Consider the following 16,295-nt stretch of genomic DNA (forward strand, 5'->3'; position numbering starts at 1 on the left):
ATAATGCACCAGACTAATAAAGACGAGGCCGCGCTGCACAGTAAAATTGCAGCACTAGAAGCACGCAATGCGGCGTTGGAAGAGGAGAAGTGCCACTACCAGTGGCTAGCAGAGAGCACCACCGATCTGATCTCTCGCCATGCCCGTGATGGCACGTTCCTATACGCTTCCCAAGCGGCGCGGGATTTATTAGGTTATGAGCCCGACGAGCTTATCGGCGTTTCTGCATACCAACTTTTCCACCCTGCCGATTTAGACGACCTGCTTAGCAAATCTCCCCAGGTGTACTACCACGACGGTTTTTATCAGCAGACGTACCGGTTTCGCGCCAAGGCGGGCCACTACGTCTGGTTTGAAACCACCAGCCGCACCCGCCGCGATAGCGTTACGGGTGAATTGATCGATATTTTATGTGTATCACGGGATGTTGGACGACGAATTCATGCTGAGGCCACGCGGGAACGCTTAGCCCAGGTGGTAGAATCCACCACCGACTACGTGCTGTTTTTAGGCCCCAATCAGCACATCTTTGGTGCCAATGAAGCCGCCCGCCGCTGTTTTAGGCTACCTAAAGACGCTATGCAGGTCGCACTCCAGCAGCTTTATCAGGCGGACTCTCTTGCGTTACTTAAAGAGGTCGTTTTCCCCGCAGTGGAACGCTACGGCTCTTGGAGCGGCGAACTGGAAATGCGGGGTGCAAGCAACTCTGTTCCCGTATTAAGCGTGGTGCTTGCCCACCGTAGCCGAGGAGCAGAACCCGGGCACTTTGCGCTTATCAACCGCGACATTAGCGTTCGCAAGGCCGCCGAAGCCCAAGCCCGGCGCCATCAGGAGCAAATTGCTCACGCTAACCGTTTAGCAGCGGCTGGAGAGCTGGCCTCCAACATTGCCCACGAAATAAACCAGCCCCTTGGCGCCATTGCTAATTACACTAGCGGAGCGCTTTTTAAGTCCCAGCAAACCCCTGAACTGCCTGCTAAAGAATTACTGCTCCCGTTGTCGCGTATTGATGAGCAGGTGCAGCGTCTCGCACAGCGGCTTCGTCACATGCGCAGTTTTGTGCGTAAGCGCAGCCATCGCGTTCGCCCTATCGTCCTCGAGGATGTGGTAATAGCCGCCTGCCAGCTATGTGATTGGCAATACCAGCAGGGGGCGATAAAGCTGTCCCCATGCCTCCCCCCTGAGCTGCCGCGCATTTACGCTGACCCCATTGCCCTGGAGCAAGTCATTGTTAACTTACTACTCAATGCGCTGACGGCTAGCCGCGAACAGCATAGTGCTGAGCACGTGGTTATTCGTGCTTATATGAGCGGCAGTCGTCAGGTTACGCTTAGCGTGGAAGATCAAGGGTCAGGCATCGCACCTGAACATCGCCACGCGATCTTCGATGCTTTTTTCACCACTCGCGATGAGGGGCTAGGAATGGGGTTGGCCATTAGCCGATCATTAATGGAGAGTATGGGAGGCGCACTTGCCTTGCGTTCGGCAGAACCGCTTGGCGGCGCATGCTTTGATGTTACCTTACGCGCCGAAACCCCAGCTCATAATGAACGCTAGGCGTTAGCTGCACCTTAACTTACGTTTGCTTAAGGAAACAACCATGCACCGCCACGATACTAGATCGGCCACATCCCCCCCCCCACCGCTTACCTCACCCTCTACGGTTATCGCCGTGGTTGATGATGACCAAGCACTGCGGGACTCCCTGGTATGGCTATTAGAATCCGTGGGGTTAGCGACGTATGCCTTTGCCGACGGCGAGGCGTTTTTAGCCGCTGAGTACAGCGAATTCGGCGCTGTGCTGCTGGATGTACGGATGCCAGGAATGAGCGGTCTTCAGGTTCAGCAGCAACTGGTAGACCATCACGCCGCCCTGCCGGTGATTATGATGACAGGGCACGGCGATGTACCCATGGCAGTCGCTGCACTGAAAAATGGTGCTTTTGACTTTATCGAAAAGCCCTTTAACCATCAGCAGCTGATTGATGTTGTGCAGCAGGCTCTTGGCAGCGCTTATGCGCAGCGTCGTGTTTTTCAGCAGCAGCGTTTACTACAGGCACGCTATCAGTCACTGCGCCCCAAAGAGCAGCGTATCGTGGCCCATGTAGCAGAAGGAATGACCAGCAAAGAAATTGCTGAACACATGCAGATTAGCGGCAAAACCGTTGAGGTGTATCGGCTTCGCGCCATGAAAGCAATGGGTGCCGCTAACTTGGCAGAATTAGTGCGTCAGGCGGTGGCGCTGGAACTCGTTCCAGCACTCACAGCTGACGAATAACTTAACTTAGCGGTACGATCTGGCCATTGGCATTTTCTAATATCTCTCGCACCTGTTCGTAGTTGATAACGTGCGCACCATCACCATTATGCTCTTCAATTAAGCTGACAACGTTGAGCAACGTTTCCATACCAAACGCTTGCTCATCGGTGGCGGTAAACGCCTGCACGTAAGCTTCCCCAGCAGCGCCCCAGCCCACCTTAACGGGTGCATCGATGATATTAACCTGTGTGCCCACGGGCACACGCCAGAACACCGACTCAATGTCTTCTGAGTGCATACGGATACAGCCACGGCTGGCACGCATGCCAATACCATCAGGCTGGTTAGTGCCATGGATGAGGTAACCAGGGATATCTAACAAAATGGCGTATTGGCCAAGTGGGTTATCTGGGCCTGGCGGCACAACCGCTGGCGGCGGATCGCCCCGCTCGGCGGCCTCACGTCGAATTGAGGCCGGTGGATACCAGGCCGGGTTCTCAAGGCGCATGGTGGTTTTAGTGATTCCTAACGGCGTATTGTATGCATCGCGACCGATCCCAATAGGATAGGTCTCCACCCGCGATGTCTCGCCATTACTTACCTCTGGGTAATAGTACAGCCGCAACTCGGCTACGTTAATCACAATACCGGTACGCGGCTCATCCGGCAGAATAAACTGGCCAGGTATCGTGACTTCAGTACCTTCACCGGGCACCCAGATGCTTACATCCGGATTGGCCATGCGAATTTCTTCGTAGCCCACATTATGCAACCGGGCAATATCCAGCAGGGTATCCTCACTACCAGCCGTCACCGTGTACACCTCTCCGACCATATTGCCCTCTTCAGGCAAAGCAAAATGGCCCTTCGGTGACTCCTTCTCATTAGCACCAGCGGTGCTTGCTAACAGCCATGCCCCCAGCGCAAGGCTAGTAATCGTTAACTGCTTAATGCAATGCAAGGGCTGATAGCGCGCCATCGTCGTCATGGATTCTCCTTTTTTATAGGCCCTGGGCATTGCCAACTGGGCCATTTGGCTATGAATATGCCCATTGGCTTGAGCTAGGTCAATTCGGCACACTGTCGCAGCCATGCCCCATGGCGACTCATCACGGCTATTCATCACTCCTATCTATCACTACTGCCCTATCACTACTGTCTATCACCGCGATCCATCAGCTCATGCACTCGTGAGCCACGCACCTAAGCCCTGCGCCACTTCTATATTCATTCTTCTGTTTCTCTCCTCCTTGTTAACGTGAGTATTACTAACAGTGGGCATTCAAAAATGCTTATAAATCATTCGGGCTTGTTAGCAATAATAAAAAATATTAATTTTATCTTTGCAAAAGTGAGCACAGCGTCTACCTTAATAAGTGTCTCAGCGCAGTGAAGCGCTGAGCAGGGTACGCTACCCCCCGTAGTTTGCACCCGTTGATTTAACGAACTAGCCTACTTGGCTATTAGGAGTAATAGCGATCTAGTCTGCGTCAGTAGAGACTGCGCAATGGGTATTTTAGGAGAAACACTAATACCTACTCACTAGCACCGTTATTAATTTGTTTAGACATTGACGTCTTCTCGTTATGTCTTATCGCAAGCGCAAGGAGCAAGAGCAATGAAAATGATCAAACCCGCTTTTCTAGGCACTCTGATGGTACCGGCGTTTATGTTTGCAGCAACAGCTGTAAATGCCAACGAGCACACAGAGATGGCAACCACAACAATGGAAGCCACCTATCTTACCAGCCAACCTGAAGGCACCTTCCACGCTGATTCATTAATCGGAAATGATGTTAAAAGCACTGTGGAAGATGACAATGATATCGGCACCATCTCTGACCTGATTATTAATGAAGATGGGCAAATTCAAGCAGTCGTAGTGGGTGTTGGCGGCTTCCTCGGTATGGGCGAAAAAGACATCGCCATCGATTGGGATTCGCTTGAACTTACTAAAGATCATGATGATGAAGAATATGTCATCCGTGTAAATGCTTCACAAGATGCTCTTGAAGAAGCTGAAGAGTATGAGCGCGATAACGACTAACACCTAGTTAGCCTCTAAAAGGCCTTGGCAATTGCCAAGGCCTTTTTTATGGTTATTATTAACTTCTATTAGATAAAAAAAATAAAAATGGCGCCACATAATTAATATGGCGCCATAACTTAAGTTATAAAAACGGAAAATTAATTTTTAAGCTTGGCTTCCATTGTGATTTCTGCATTTAGAACTTTAGAAACGGGGCAATTGTCTTTAGCCATTTCTGCCGCTTCTTTAAATGCAGCTTCATCAGCACCACTAACGGAAGCTTCTACCTCCAAGTGAATCTTAGAGATATCAAAGCCATCTGTGCTTTGAGAAAGCGTCACCCTAGCATTGGTATCAATTGCTTCTGCAGTGTAGCCTTTTTCACCCAAAATCATAGAAAGCGCCATTGAAAAACAACTGGCATGGGCCGCGCCAATCAGCTCTTCTGGATTGGTGCCTGGCTCGTCTTCAAAGCGCTTTTTAAAAGAGTAGTTAGTGGCTTCCAAAACGCCACTTTCGGTGGATACGGTGCCTTGACCATCCTTCAAGCCACCTTCCCAATGTGCACTAGCTTTACGATCCATCCTGTTCTCCTTTCCTGTGGTGTTTCGCTAATTGCATGAGTAGGCACACACTGCGCCCACTAGCTCCTTCAGCGTAGCCGATTCTATCAACTATGCCGAATTCACCCACTAACTGCCGGTCGTCTCTTCGATACTGCTTTGCAATGCACGTACAGAGCGCTCTCCCCGCTCTTCAAAAGGATCACTAAGGTCTATTACCATTTCTACACGGCGATTTACCCCTCGCCCTTCAGGGGTTAAGTTGGAAGCTAACGGTCTCGTATCCGCAAAGCCTTGAATCACCAGTTGCTCAGGCAATAATTCTTCTGTGGCAACAAGAACATTGGCCACCGACGCGGCACGCATAGCGGAAAGATCCCAATTGCTGCGGAAACGGGAGGTGCGGATGGGCACGTTATCCGTATGGCCGTGAACAGACACCGTGCCGTCTACGGTAGCTAGCACAGACGCTAATTCAACAAGTAAATTAACAAAATCAGGCGTTACATCAGCATTACCTGAACCAAACGTGCCCTGCTCCGCCACTCGTATCACCACACGGAACTGATCAACCTCAATTTCTGTCACGCCTTCTAGCGACGACTTTTTTAATAGCTCCTCAAGTGCGCTTGCTACTTGCAAGGTGCGCTGCTGTCTCTGTGACTCCAAAAGGCTACGCATCGTTTCTAGTTGAGGCTGCTGAAGCGTTGTGCGTTGACGAACCTCGTCAACAAAGGTGCGGTCTGGCGTAGCGGGGGAGAAATTTTGTAATACCGCACTGGTTCCCATGGGTATTTGCATGGCTTCTACATCACGCTGTACGCCAAACGCTTTTGACAGCTCATCTGCCACTCGGCGAAATTTTTCAGCGTCAATCTCTGCAAACGACAATAAAAGTACAAAAAAGCACAGCAGCAGTGTCATTAAGTCCGCATAGGTCACCATCCATGCTGGTATGTTAGTCTTCTTAGCCATCGCTTACGTCCGCTCGCCTACAGGGCTTTTTTCGTCATCATTTGATGCACCACGGCGCTCAGGGGGTACGTAAATTGTTAACATTTGCTCTAATACGCGCGGGTTTTTGTCACTTTTGATTGCCAGCAGCGCATCAATCCATAGTTGCTGCATCTTAGCTTCTTGCTGCATTCTCACCCACAGCTTATCAGCAATAGGGTTAGCAATCATGGTGCCAATCATCGCCCCATAGAGCGTGGTCAGTAGGGCAACCGCCATTGCAGGGCCAATCAGGGAGGGGTCTCCCATATTTGCCAACATCTGTACTAGCCCGACTAACGTGCCAATCATCCCCATCGCTGGCGATACTTCGCCTAACGCAGAAAAAACGCGTCCGCCTGCCTCGTTACGCTCCAGGCTCAATAGGCGCTCTTTTTCCATCATCTCTTTAATCAGCTCAGCGCTATAACCATCCGCCAGCATTTGCAAACCCTTTGCAAGAAAGGGTGAATTTACTTCTTTGTTTTCTAGGGCAATCATGCCTTCTCGGCGAGCAACCTTAGACAACTCTACTAGCTCTTCAATGCTCTCCTGAACATTAGGCAACTGGAATTTAAAAGCCCTCGCCGCCGCTTTAAATGCAAATTTAAATTGCGTGATACTAAATTTTGCCAGTACGACAAATAAGCTTCCTCCGACAACTAGCAGCAGCCCGGTCGGGTTCATAAACACTTCGGGTGACGTGCCTAGTATTACAGCGGCACCCACCAGAACAGCTGCCCCCACCAAACCAATCAGCGTTGCGAGATCCACGGCCTTTCCTCAAAATTGTAAAAAATGCGTAAGCACTGTTTAACGAGACAGTAGAGACTAGTTACATGACGGTCAACGCTAAAACAGTAACGATACACAGGTTGACATTATTACACGATGTCAATCTAAGAAAACTGTTGATAAGACGCGCGATCTGTTCGCTTTCAGATACTTTGTCTCTACACTTTTGAGTACCATAACAATCACTATAAATAATGTCATCGACGTAAGGACACGCCATGTCAACGGCTGATGCGATGCGCCTGCTGCTGCTCTCTTCTTTGTGGGGGCTTTCGTTTATTTTTATGCGGGTAGCAGTGCCAGAATTTGGGCCAGTGCCGCTTGTGTTGCTGCGTATGGGGGTTGGGGCGCTGTTGCTAGTGCCGCTGCTAATGAGCCTGAAGTACCTGCGGCTGATTTGGCAGCATAAGGGACCGCTACTGCTGCTGGGTATTATCAACCATGTGCTGCCTTTTTCACTGCTGGCCCTAGCGACCACACGCCTTGAAGCAGGCTTCACCTCTCTTCTTAACGCCACGACTCCGATTTTTACCGCGCTGTTAGGTGCCGCTTTTTTTGCAACCCCCGTGCAGCGCCAGCAATACGTTGGGTTAGCCCTGGCCCTGCTGGGGGTGTATGTACTTTCCGCTAACCGACTAGATTTTGCACTGGGTGGCGATGGCTGGTTTATTGTCGCGGTGTTAGGGGCGACTTTTTGTTACGGCATTGCCAGTAACTATTCAAAGACCCGCCTGGGGCATCTGCCCAGTCGCGTACTTGCAGCGGGCAGCAGTGCGATGTCTGCCTTAGTTCTGCTAATACCCGGCCTGCTGCTATGGCCAAGCGAGCCAGTGAGCCCCCTTGCGTGGGGCAATGCGCTGGCGTTAGCGGCCCTCAGTACTACGCTGGCATTCCTACTGTATTTTGGTTTACTCGCCAGCGCAGGCGCTACGGCCACATCAACCGTCACTTTTTTAGTACCGGTCAGCGCGCTAATGTGGGGCTATTTACTATTGGATGAAACGCTAAGCCTTCAGGTAGTGGTGGGTATGGTAATTACCTTACTGGGCACAGCGATTGCCACCCGGTTATTACGGTTTAAGCATCGCGGTGCGTTGGCACCACCTCATCCCCGACACAAATGACGCTACCTTGTCCAGCGGTTAAGGTAGCATTCTGGCCAAAATATGCGCCCTTAAGGTGAGGCTGCGTGTTTAACGCAAGCAAGGTTCTTAATGGTTCGCCCGGTTCAGGTATCGCCGCCGTTTGCTGGTCAACGGTGGTGATTTTACAGCGTTGGCAAGGTTTGCGTAACGTCAGCTCATAACCGCCCTGCTCTGCAGACAGCGTTGCCCACTGGTCTTCAGCCCAAGCATCTGCACACTCAATAACGATATTGGGACGAAAGCGGTTCATCGGTATGGGGGCCTGCCCCCCGGCAATGAGCGCTTGATTTAGCGCGTCTAAAGAAGCGGTAGTGGTTATAAGAAAGGGGTAACCATCAGCAAAATAGGTGTGGGCTTCTCCGCCTGCTAAAAAATCCGCCTCAACCGCACGCGTAAACTCAGCTGCAAATCGCACCATACTGATTCCTCGTGCCTGCTCGCCCAAAGCTGACTCAAGCCAACAGGACACCTCGTCACCTTCAGGCAGCGCTTTACAGTGATCTTCCCATACCTTAACTAATCGAAGATTACCCTTTGGGTCTGATAGGGAAATGGCAATTGGGTCCACACTGGGATGGGAGAGCACCAGCGCTTCAGACGTGAGCGCGACCGAAATGGTGGCAAGCGCAGGTAACTGGCGCTGGGTAACAAAACGCTGCTGGGCATCCACTAGCATCCAACGCCGATCCCAAGCCAAGCCATGGGCATAAATATCACTTTGAGTAACGTCGATCCCCTTAAGCGATTTAACCGGATAGACGCTGAGTTGGGTAATTTTCATGACAATCTCGCACTCGATATGGCAGCTCTTTAATTAAGAGCCTATCGAGGTTGCCAGCTCGCCGCTAGCGACCCTGAGACTAAAGCGTGTTACCCACTTCAATCCGATACCCCAAATCCATCACGTGGTGCTCAAGTGATTCGCCGCGAATGCGCGACAACAGCGTTTTCGCGGCGGCTTCACCAATGGCTTGCCGAGGCGTAATGACGCTGGCAAGGCGCGGCGTCATCGCTTGGCCAACATCGTGACCATGAAACCCAGCAATCGCCATCTGTTGAGGCACCTTGACGCCATGGCGTAAACATTCGAAGTAAGCCCCCACCGCCACGTCGTCGTTTGTGCAGAAAACACCATCGGTATTGGGGTAATTGCGTTGAATTTCCTGCATCAATGCTGCCCCTACACTATAGGAAGAGCGTTGGCTGCTTTGCAGCGTTACCGGTGTTAACCCCTGCTCTTCCATAGCTTGGCGATAGCCTTGCTCGCGCTGGCGTGTCCGCTCATCCAGACGCACAGCCAGATAAATCACCTGACGCCTGCCACGGTGAATCATCTCACTGACCATATCGTAAGCGGCCTGCACGTTATCGTAGCCCACCGCCTGATGCAGTGGCGGGCGACGGGTATCCATAATTTCCACAATAGGAATACCGGCTGTCTCCAACATCCGCAGGCTACGCGGCGTGTGATCGCGGTCAGACAAGATGACGCCATCCACATTATAAGAGAGCAGCGAGGCCAAACTGCGCTCTTCAAGCTCAGGGCTGTAACCGTAGTGAGAGAGCATCAAGTGATAACCAGCAGGCTCGGTGTACGCTTCGATACCGACAATGACATCAGCAAATACCTGGTTGGTAAGCGATGGTACCAACACGCCGATAGAGTGGCTGGTAGCCCGAGAAAGCAGGTCTGGTGCCCGATTGGGAATATAGCCAATCTGTTCAGCAACGCTAAAAATACGTTCGCGAAGCCCTTCTGATACCGTATCAGGGTCCCGCAAGCAGCGACTGACGGTCATTTTTGTCGCGTCAACGCGATCAGCAATATCTTGTAATGTCGGGCGTTTTTTCTTCAAATGACACCAATGTTAAAAGCTCATGTGCGTGTCAGACACTTTAAGCGCAGCGATACACTGCGCCAACACGGTTTCTGGCGGTTGGGCAATCGAGACAGCAATAGCGTCGTCCTCCCTCGGCGGTTCTAGCTGAGCAAACTGCGAGCGGAGCATATCATCTCCCTTAAAGTAGTGACCTTCCCTTCCTGCAAGACGATTGCGAATGGTCGCAAAGTCACCCTCAAGATAGATAAACACGACGTTTGGCTCGTCACGACGCAAGAGTTCACGGTAGCGGCGTTTAAGGGCCGAGCAGGCGAGCACCATCGCGGCTTCTCTTGACAATAGCTGCGCCAAGTCAGATAACCAACCAGCACGATCTTCATCGTTAAGAGGGATGCCCTGGGCCATTTTCTGAACGTTATTTTGACTGTGAAAATCATCGGCATCGTAGAAAGTAATGCCTAAAGCGCTTGCCAACTGGGCACCAATTAAGCTCTTACCGCAACCTGACACACCCATAACGACAATTTTGCACTGCTTGGCCGCGTTATGCATTTTTGACCCCTTTAGCCGCCACTTTTTCTTTATGCCGCATGCGAATCACAACGATCAGCATAATAACCACCAGCGCGACTAAGCCCTTGGACAATGGCGTCGCCATCAAATATTCCCATAGCGGCATATTGCGGGCGCTGGCAATACGCATTGCTCTTGCCAAGTTAGTCTCAATCAACGGACCTAATACCACCCCGATGATAATCGGTGCCAAGGGCACATGAATCTTTTTGAAAATGGCGCCAACGATACCCAATAAAATGGCGATAAACACATCGAACAAGCTGTTTCGAAGGCTATAAGCCCCGAACAAGGCAAATACCAGCACCGTTGGTACGATGTATTCCATTTTAATTTTTAAAATATAAGAAAAGTACTTAATCCCTACTGCGCCAATGATCGTCATTGCCACCACGGTTAGCAGCATTCCATATAAAAATGTGAATGCTATATCGGGGCGGCTAACGAATAGGCTAGGACCAAGCACAATGCCGTGAATAACCAGGGCACCGGCAATAATCGCGCTGGTAGGGCTCCCTGGAACACCCAGTGCTAGAAGTGGAACCATTGAACTACCAACCGTCGCATTATTGGCACTTTCGGCGGCAATAATGCCATCAGGGTTACCTTGCTCAAAGGGTATGTTGCGCCGTGAAACCCGCTTGGCATCGCCGTAAGACATAAATACCGCTAACGTTGTGCCAACACCAGGCAGCAACCCCACTACCGTACCGATCAAGCCAGACTTCCAGACCAGGAACCGTTGCTTCAAAATATCTTTAACAACTGTCATTCGTGAAATTGTCTGATCGCGGTACTGGACTTGCTCACCGGGCTTTTTACCAATATTCAAAAACATCTCAGCAAAGCAAAAAAGTCCCAGCACGACAGGCACCACAGAGATACCTGAACGCAAATCTATGTTATCAAAGGTGAAACGCTCAGACCCTGTGATCAAATCCACCCCCACCGTGCTTATGAATAATCCTAACAGCACAGCGAAGGCCGCCTTTAACACGCTACCACTCAGCGCGCCGACAATAATCAGGCCACTTAACGACACAAAAAACATTTCCGCGGGGCCAAATTGCAGTGCAAACCGGGCCAGCGGCGGCGTAAATAAAATAAGCACCAACACGCCGATAAAGCCACCGAACATGCTGGAAAAAATAGAGTAATAAAGAGCCTCTTTGGCACGCCCCTGCTGCGTTAATGGATACCCCTCCATCGCTACGGGCGCGGCAACAACATCGCCTGGCACGTTAATCAAAATGGCGGTAATTGAACCGCCATACATACCACCCATATAGATGCCACCAAGCAGCAGCAAGCCGGTTTGTGGCTCCATCGTAAAGGTCAGCGGTAACAACAACGAAATGCCAATGGCACCGTTTAATCCTGGAATGGCGCCGACAACAATGCCGACTAGCACACCAGCAAACACCACCAAAAAAACGCTAGGGGTAAATAAATTGAGCAGGATTGATACGATATCCATGGGTGCTACTCAGGTATTGGTAGGGTTTGTACGAAAACTGCCTACACTCGACAACTTTTCGTACAAACCCTTGCGAAATGAAACCGGGGTTTTTAACCCCGGTCATGGGACGGCATCAGTTACCGTTAATTTGATCTAAGTTATTTTCGATAACCGGCATCAACACGTTATTAGATTGCTCTAGCATTTCGTTGACCGCGCTGTCGTCTAAATAGCGGTAAGGGATCGCAGCGTTTTCGAAGTTAGCCATCATTGCTTCGTTGGTACTGATAGCATCCAACGCCGTGATAAGCGCCTCACGAATATCGTCAGGCAACCCCGTGGGCGCAACTAATACCCGTGATACGCCCATTACCAAGTCAAGCCCCTGCTCTTTGAATGTCGGTACGTCTGGAAACATTTCCATACGCTCTTCCGCTGCAAAACCAATCGGCTTGCCGTTTGAACCTACAATCGGGTCGTGGCTCATGGATGACGTCGACGCCAAATCAATGTGGTTGCCTAGCAACGCATTCATCAACTCACCGCCGCCGGAATAGCGGATAGGGGTAATTTGCATCTCTGAACGCTCAGCAAAGGCTAGCGCGTGAAGCAAACCAAGGGCGCCAGATTCACCAATAATCAGTTCGCCGGGACGCTCCTGACCATAGCTAACTAACGCTTCCAGCGTACTGTACTGGCTATTAGGCGAGGCAAAAACCCCCATTGGCATATCATCAAAAGCCGCTAGGTAATCAAAGCTTTCAAACGTAAAGCTGGTATCTCGGGTATGTTCCAAGACGAAGTTATCCGGGTAGCCGAATACGCCTAGGGTATAGCCGTCGGCATCACTACGGGCAATCTCGTCGATGCCGATCTCACCACCGGCACCTTCACGGTTAACAACGTTAATTTGCTGCCCGAGTTCTTCACCCAAACGGTCTGCGACGATACGTGCCACCGTATCACCGCCGCCGCCAGCGCTGTAGGGAACAATAATTTGGATGTTTTTAGTGGGATAGTCCTGTGCCTGGACAGCACTTGTTGCTGCCAGCAAGAACGGCGCACTAAGTAACAAAGCTAGTTTCGTTTTCATTGTCATCACCTTGATTATTTGGCGTGCGTTGATGAGTTGGTATGACTCTTTTATTGGTTTGTTCGCAATAGTTGATTAAAAGATTGCGCCTGAGGGTGCTGGGAGACCCAGCAACAGTGTAAAAATGAGATACATAAACAGGGTGATCGCAGCCGCAAAACCAATGGCTCGAATCCACAAAGATCGATCAAGGTTCGCGGCGTCTATGCGATAGGCGTGGTAGCTATAAATGGTGAAGACCAAAAAAGCTGACGCAGGATAAAACCCTACGGATAGCAACAGTCCGTAGGCCATCAGCAGCAATGTGCCAGGCACCGCCACTTGAAAAATCAAAGTATCGTTAAATTGAGCACGCATTTCACAGCGCGCCTTTAGCTCCTCTGCTGCCACCTTCTTGCGCCCTTCTAGCAGTGCCTGGACAACCAGCAACCCACCGACAATAGTCATTCCCCATAAAACATATTGAGGGAACAGCGCTGATCGCTCCGGCAAATCGGTCATCTGCAGATAAAAGAAGATTGAGCTAAGAAAAATCACAACGCCGAGAATTAGGTTTGAAAGCATTTGAGCACACGCGTTAGTAGTTCAGGGGGTTACCATTTTGATCGCCAATGTTACCGGTAACTCTTAAGGCATTAAGAGGCTAGCTAGCTACTCCGTGGGTGTCAAAATAAAACTGCCAACTTACGACCAACGTCTAGGGATAGCTACTCGCTGCCCCCCGCGCTACATTACGCGTTATGCATTCTGTCCCGGAGTCGACATGCCAGCGCCAGATCCTTGTACTGAACTAGAGCTAGACCACCAGCTCTGCTTTGCACTCTATTCAACATCGCTGATGATGACCAAAGTTTATAAGCCCCTACTCAAAGAGTTAGGGCTTACTTACCCTCAATACCTTGCCATGCTGGTCCTCTGGCAAGAGGATGGCATTACTGTTGGGACACTAAGCAAGCGTTTACTAACCGACCCAGGCTCATTAACGCCCCTGCTAAAACGGCTTGAAAGCGAACAGCTACTTATTCGTCAGCGTAGCCAGCAAGATGAGCGAGTTGTTGAGCTTTTCTTGACACAAAACGGCCGTTCACTACGTGAGCAGGCGCGCCATATTCCTAGCTGTATCGTCAACGCTAGCGAAAAGTCTGTGGACACATTAACCCAGCTTCAAGAGGATTTAGCCCAACTGCGGGAAAGCCTACAAAAGCTTCAATGAGCCACTAGACACCGTATTGAGGTGCCTACTTTTTGGCCAATTTGCTTGCGCGCAAAATAAAGCTGCACTAAATTAAAGCGGCTACCTATACCACCCACTTACAACAATCACCTATAGGAAATACGCTATGTCTATCGAAACAATTGCTTACCGCGCCCATGCGAATGCTACTGGCGGCCGCGAAGGCCATGCTAAATCTTCTGATGGCGCGCTGGACGTTCAGCTCAGCACGCCTAAAGAGCTGGGTGGCGCTGGCGGTCAAGGCACCAATCCTGAGCAGCTGTTTGCGGCAGGCTACTCTGCTTGCTTTTTAGGCGCTCTCAAGCACGTGGCAGGTCAGGAAAAAGTTAAGCTCCCTGAAGATACCCAGATCGACGGCAGCGTGGGCATTGGCGCCATTCCGACGGGTTTCGGTATCGAAGTCGAGCTTAAAATCAGCCTGCCTGGTTTAGAGAAGGACGTAGCTCAAACATTGGTCGATAAGGCACACATCGTCTGCCCTTACTCTAACGCCACGCGCGGCAATATTGATGTCACGCTGACCCTGATTTAATTACCCAGCGCCCAGGCTACCGCTTTGCTGGCATGCAAAGCGGTAGTATCGTAAAGCGGCACCGATGTATGGCGCTGATCAACAAGCAGTGCTATTTCTGTACAGCCGAGAATAACGGCTTGAGCTCCCTGCCGGTGTAATGAGGCAATAATATCCAAATAGCGCTGCCGAGATGACTCATTAAACTGGCCATGACATAGCTCTTTGAAAATAATGTCATGCACAGCCTGGCGATCGTCATCCTTGGGTGTGAGCACATCAATGGCAAAGCGCCCTTTCAAGCGCGCCTTGTAGAATTCTTGTTCCATGGTAAATCGAGTCCCTAACAAGCCGACCCGCGTGACACCATCTTGCTGACACTTTTCCCCAGTCGCATCGGCAATATGTAGCAACGGGATATGAATAGCGGCTTCAATCTCAGGGGCGACTTTATGCATAGTGTTGGTTGCCAGTAATAGGCCCTCGGCCCCGGCAAGCTCAATCCGTTTTGCCGCCTGGGTAAGTAGCGCTCCTGCCGCCTGCCAATTGCCCTGTCGCTGTAACGCTGCTATTTCAGCGAAGTCCACGCTCACTAACACCATAGGAGCAGAGTGAAAGCCGCCTAACGCGTGATTCACGCCTTCATTGATTGCTTTGTAATAACTCTGCGTTGACTCCCAGCTCATACCGCCCAGCACGCCGATAACACGCATCGTGTTTCTCCTTGATAGCTAACCACTCGTTAACATGCTAAAAAATATAGACCTTGTACCAGCGCTATACGGCCCCATGAAGACTGAACGACCCAACTTCTTCGGATGAGTTGCTGTACCGCCCTTTTATTCACCTGGTAAAGAGCGAGGAAAATATGAGCGATAACACGACCTATACACCACCCCGGGTATGGAAGTGGGAACCTGGGAACGGTGGTAAGTTTGCCAACATCAATCGTCCTGTAGCGGGTGCCACCCACGATAAGCCGTTGCCGGTCGGCAAGCACCCTCTGCAGCTCTACTCGCTGGCGACCCCAAACGGCGTAAAAGTTACGGTGATGCTAGAAGAGCTGCTAGAAAAAGGTTTTTCAGCGGCTGAGTATGATGCGTACCTGATACAAATTGGTGAAGGCGACCAGTTTGGCAGCGGCTTTGTCGAGGTAAACCCCAACTCCAAAATTCCGGCGCTGATGGATCACAGCGTTACCCCGCCTCAGCGGGTATTTGAGTCAGGGGCAATTCTGCTTTACCTAGCGGAAAAATTTAATGCTTTCTTACCCACTGACCCAGCCAAGCGCACCGAGTGCCTTTCGTGGCTATTTTGGCAGATGGGCAGTGCACCGATGTTAGGCGGCGGCTTTGGTCACTTTTATGCCTACGCACCGGAAAAGTACCAGTACCCCATTGACCGCTACACCATGGAGGTGAAGCGTCAGTTGGACGTACTGGATCGGCATTTAGCGGAAAACCGCTTTATGGCGGGTGATGAGTATACGATTGCCGACATGGCGATCTACCCATGGTACGGGGCGCTGGTGAAAAACCGCGTTTACGAAGCCGCTGAGTTTCTTGAGGCCCATACTTATCAGCATGTTATACGCTGGACTGAAGAAATTGACGCGCGCCCTGCCGTTCAACGAGGCCGCATGGTCAACCGTACCTGGGGCGAGCCAGGCGAGCAGCTCCCTGAGCGTCACGATGCCAGCGATTTTAACCAACCCCAGGCCAACGACTAAACATAGGAGAAAAAGCATTGCCAAGGAGGGCAGTGCTTGGCTGTGATTAACCACACACGGGAAGTAAATG

18 protein-coding genes are annotated in these 16,295 nt (G+C 50.9%); 7 read left to right on the top strand and 11 right to left on the bottom strand.

Annotated features, from left to right (window positions below; genetic code table 11):
* Positions 1-3 precede the first annotated feature (3 nt).
* A complete protein-coding gene (locus MOY_RS14190) occupies positions 4-1,557 on the top strand; it encodes a PAS domain-containing sensor histidine kinase (protein ID WP_009101025.1) in 1,554 nt (517 codons plus the stop codon).
* 43 nt (positions 1,558-1,600) lie between these two features.
* A complete protein-coding gene (locus tag MOY_RS14195; RefSeq protein ID WP_009101028.1) occupies positions 1,601-2,278 on the top strand; it encodes a response regulator transcription factor in 678 nt (225 codons plus the stop codon).
* Position 2,279: 1 nt separating this feature from the next.
* Here the strand turns inward: MOY_RS14195 and MOY_RS14200 are convergent, their stop codons facing one another.
* The gene (locus MOY_RS14200; RefSeq protein WP_035540821.1) at positions 2,280-3,248 is read right to left on the bottom strand and encodes a L,D-transpeptidase family protein; all 969 of its coding nucleotides are present in this window, start codon (positions 3,246-3,248) and stop codon (positions 2,280-2,282) included.
* A gap of 630 nt (positions 3,249-3,878) precedes the next feature.
* Between MOY_RS14200 and MOY_RS14205 the strand changes: the two genes are divergently transcribed.
* On the top strand, positions 3,879-4,307 hold the full coding sequence (locus MOY_RS14205) for a PRC-barrel domain-containing protein (RefSeq protein WP_009101031.1): 429 nt from the start codon (positions 3,879-3,881) through the stop codon (positions 4,305-4,307).
* Between the two features lie 140 nt (positions 4,308-4,447).
* On the opposite strand, the gene MOY_RS14210 is transcribed toward MOY_RS14205, so the two are convergent.
* The 3 genes from MOY_RS14210 to MOY_RS14220 all read right to left on the bottom strand — a co-directional run bounded on the left by MOY_RS14210 (position 4,448) and on the right by MOY_RS14220 (position 6,619).
* Positions 4,448-4,873 (bottom strand): OsmC family protein, encoded by a 426-nt coding sequence (locus tag MOY_RS14210; protein ID WP_009101032.1) that lies wholly within the window; start codon positions 4,871-4,873, stop codon positions 4,448-4,450.
* A 108-nt stretch (positions 4,874-4,981) separates the two neighbouring features.
* Positions 4,982-5,827, bottom strand: a complete 846-nt coding sequence (locus MOY_RS14215; RefSeq protein ID WP_050949581.1) for a flagellar motor protein MotB — start codon at positions 5,825-5,827, stop codon at positions 4,982-4,984.
* A gap of 3 nt (positions 5,828-5,830) precedes the next feature.
* Positions 5,831-6,619, bottom strand: a complete 789-nt coding sequence (locus MOY_RS14220) for a MotA/TolQ/ExbB proton channel family protein (protein WP_009101034.1) — start codon at positions 6,617-6,619, stop codon at positions 5,831-5,833.
* 239 nt (positions 6,620-6,858) lie between these two features.
* Here MOY_RS14220 and MOY_RS14225 point away from each other — a divergent pair, with 239 nt between their 5' ends.
* Positions 6,859-7,764 (top strand): DMT family transporter, encoded by a 906-nt coding sequence (locus MOY_RS14225; protein ID WP_009101035.1) that lies wholly within the window; start codon positions 6,859-6,861, stop codon positions 7,762-7,764.
* Here MOY_RS14225 and MOY_RS14230 read toward each other — a convergent pair.
* The 6 genes from MOY_RS14230 to MOY_RS14255 all read right to left on the bottom strand — a co-directional run bounded on the left by MOY_RS14230 (position 7,718) and on the right by MOY_RS14255 (position 13,315).
* Entirely contained in the window at positions 7,718-8,566 is an 849-nt protein-coding gene (locus MOY_RS14230; protein WP_009101036.1) for an MOSC domain-containing protein, read from the bottom strand. The genes MOY_RS14225 and MOY_RS14230 overlap by 47 nt on opposite strands.
* Positions 8,567-8,645: 79 nt before the next feature.
* A complete protein-coding gene (gene gntR / locus MOY_RS14235; protein WP_009101037.1) occupies positions 8,646-9,641 on the bottom strand; it encodes a gluconate operon transcriptional repressor GntR in 996 nt (331 codons plus the stop codon).
* A 12-nt stretch (positions 9,642-9,653) separates the two neighbouring features.
* Positions 9,654-10,178: a gluconokinase gene (locus MOY_RS14240; protein WP_009101038.1), complete on the bottom strand. Its 525-nt coding sequence runs from the start codon at positions 10,176-10,178 to the stop codon at positions 9,654-9,656.
* Positions 10,171-11,676, bottom strand: coding sequence for a tripartite tricarboxylate transporter permease (locus MOY_RS14245; protein ID WP_009101040.1), 1,506 nt, complete (start codon positions 11,674-11,676; stop codon positions 10,171-10,173). The genes MOY_RS14240 and MOY_RS14245 overlap by 8 nt, the downstream gene beginning before the upstream one ends.
* A 115-nt stretch (positions 11,677-11,791) precedes the next feature.
* A complete protein-coding gene (locus MOY_RS14250; protein WP_009101042.1) occupies positions 11,792-12,751 on the bottom strand; it encodes a Bug family tripartite tricarboxylate transporter substrate binding protein in 960 nt (319 codons plus the stop codon).
* A gap of 75 nt (positions 12,752-12,826) precedes the next feature.
* On the bottom strand, positions 12,827-13,315 hold the full coding sequence (locus tag MOY_RS14255) for a tripartite tricarboxylate transporter TctB family protein (RefSeq protein ID WP_009101044.1): 489 nt from the start codon (positions 13,313-13,315) through the stop codon (positions 12,827-12,829).
* A 199-nt stretch (positions 13,316-13,514) separates the two neighbouring features.
* Here MOY_RS14255 and MOY_RS14260 point away from each other — a divergent pair, with 199 nt between their 5' ends.
* Both MOY_RS14260 and MOY_RS14265 read left to right on the top strand, forming a co-directional pair.
* The gene (locus MOY_RS14260) at positions 13,515-13,964 is read left to right on the top strand and encodes a MarR family winged helix-turn-helix transcriptional regulator (protein WP_009101046.1); all 450 of its coding nucleotides are present in this window, start codon (positions 13,515-13,517) and stop codon (positions 13,962-13,964) included.
* A gap of 127 nt (positions 13,965-14,091) precedes the next feature.
* Complete coding sequence (locus MOY_RS14265) at positions 14,092-14,517, top strand: organic hydroperoxide resistance protein (protein ID WP_009101048.1); 426 nt, start codon at positions 14,092-14,094, stop codon at positions 14,515-14,517.
* On the opposite strand, the gene MOY_RS14270 is transcribed toward MOY_RS14265, so the two are convergent.
* A complete protein-coding gene (locus MOY_RS14270; RefSeq protein ID WP_009101050.1) occupies positions 14,514-15,209 on the bottom strand; it encodes an aspartate/glutamate racemase family protein in 696 nt (231 codons plus the stop codon). The genes MOY_RS14265 and MOY_RS14270 overlap by 4 nt on opposite strands.
* A 155-nt stretch (positions 15,210-15,364) precedes the next feature.
* On the opposite strand from MOY_RS14270, the gene yghU reads away from it, so the two are divergent.
* The gene (gene yghU / locus MOY_RS14275; RefSeq protein ID WP_009101052.1) at positions 15,365-16,225 is read left to right on the top strand and encodes a glutathione-dependent disulfide-bond oxidoreductase; all 861 of its coding nucleotides are present in this window, start codon (positions 15,365-15,367) and stop codon (positions 16,223-16,225) included.
* Positions 16,226-16,295 lie beyond the last annotated feature (70 nt).

Origin of the sequence: Halomonas sp. GFAJ-1, assembly GCF_000236625.2 — a bacterium.
In the GTDB taxonomy this organism is placed as follows: Bacteria; Pseudomonadota; Gammaproteobacteria; order Pseudomonadales; family Halomonadaceae; genus Vreelandella.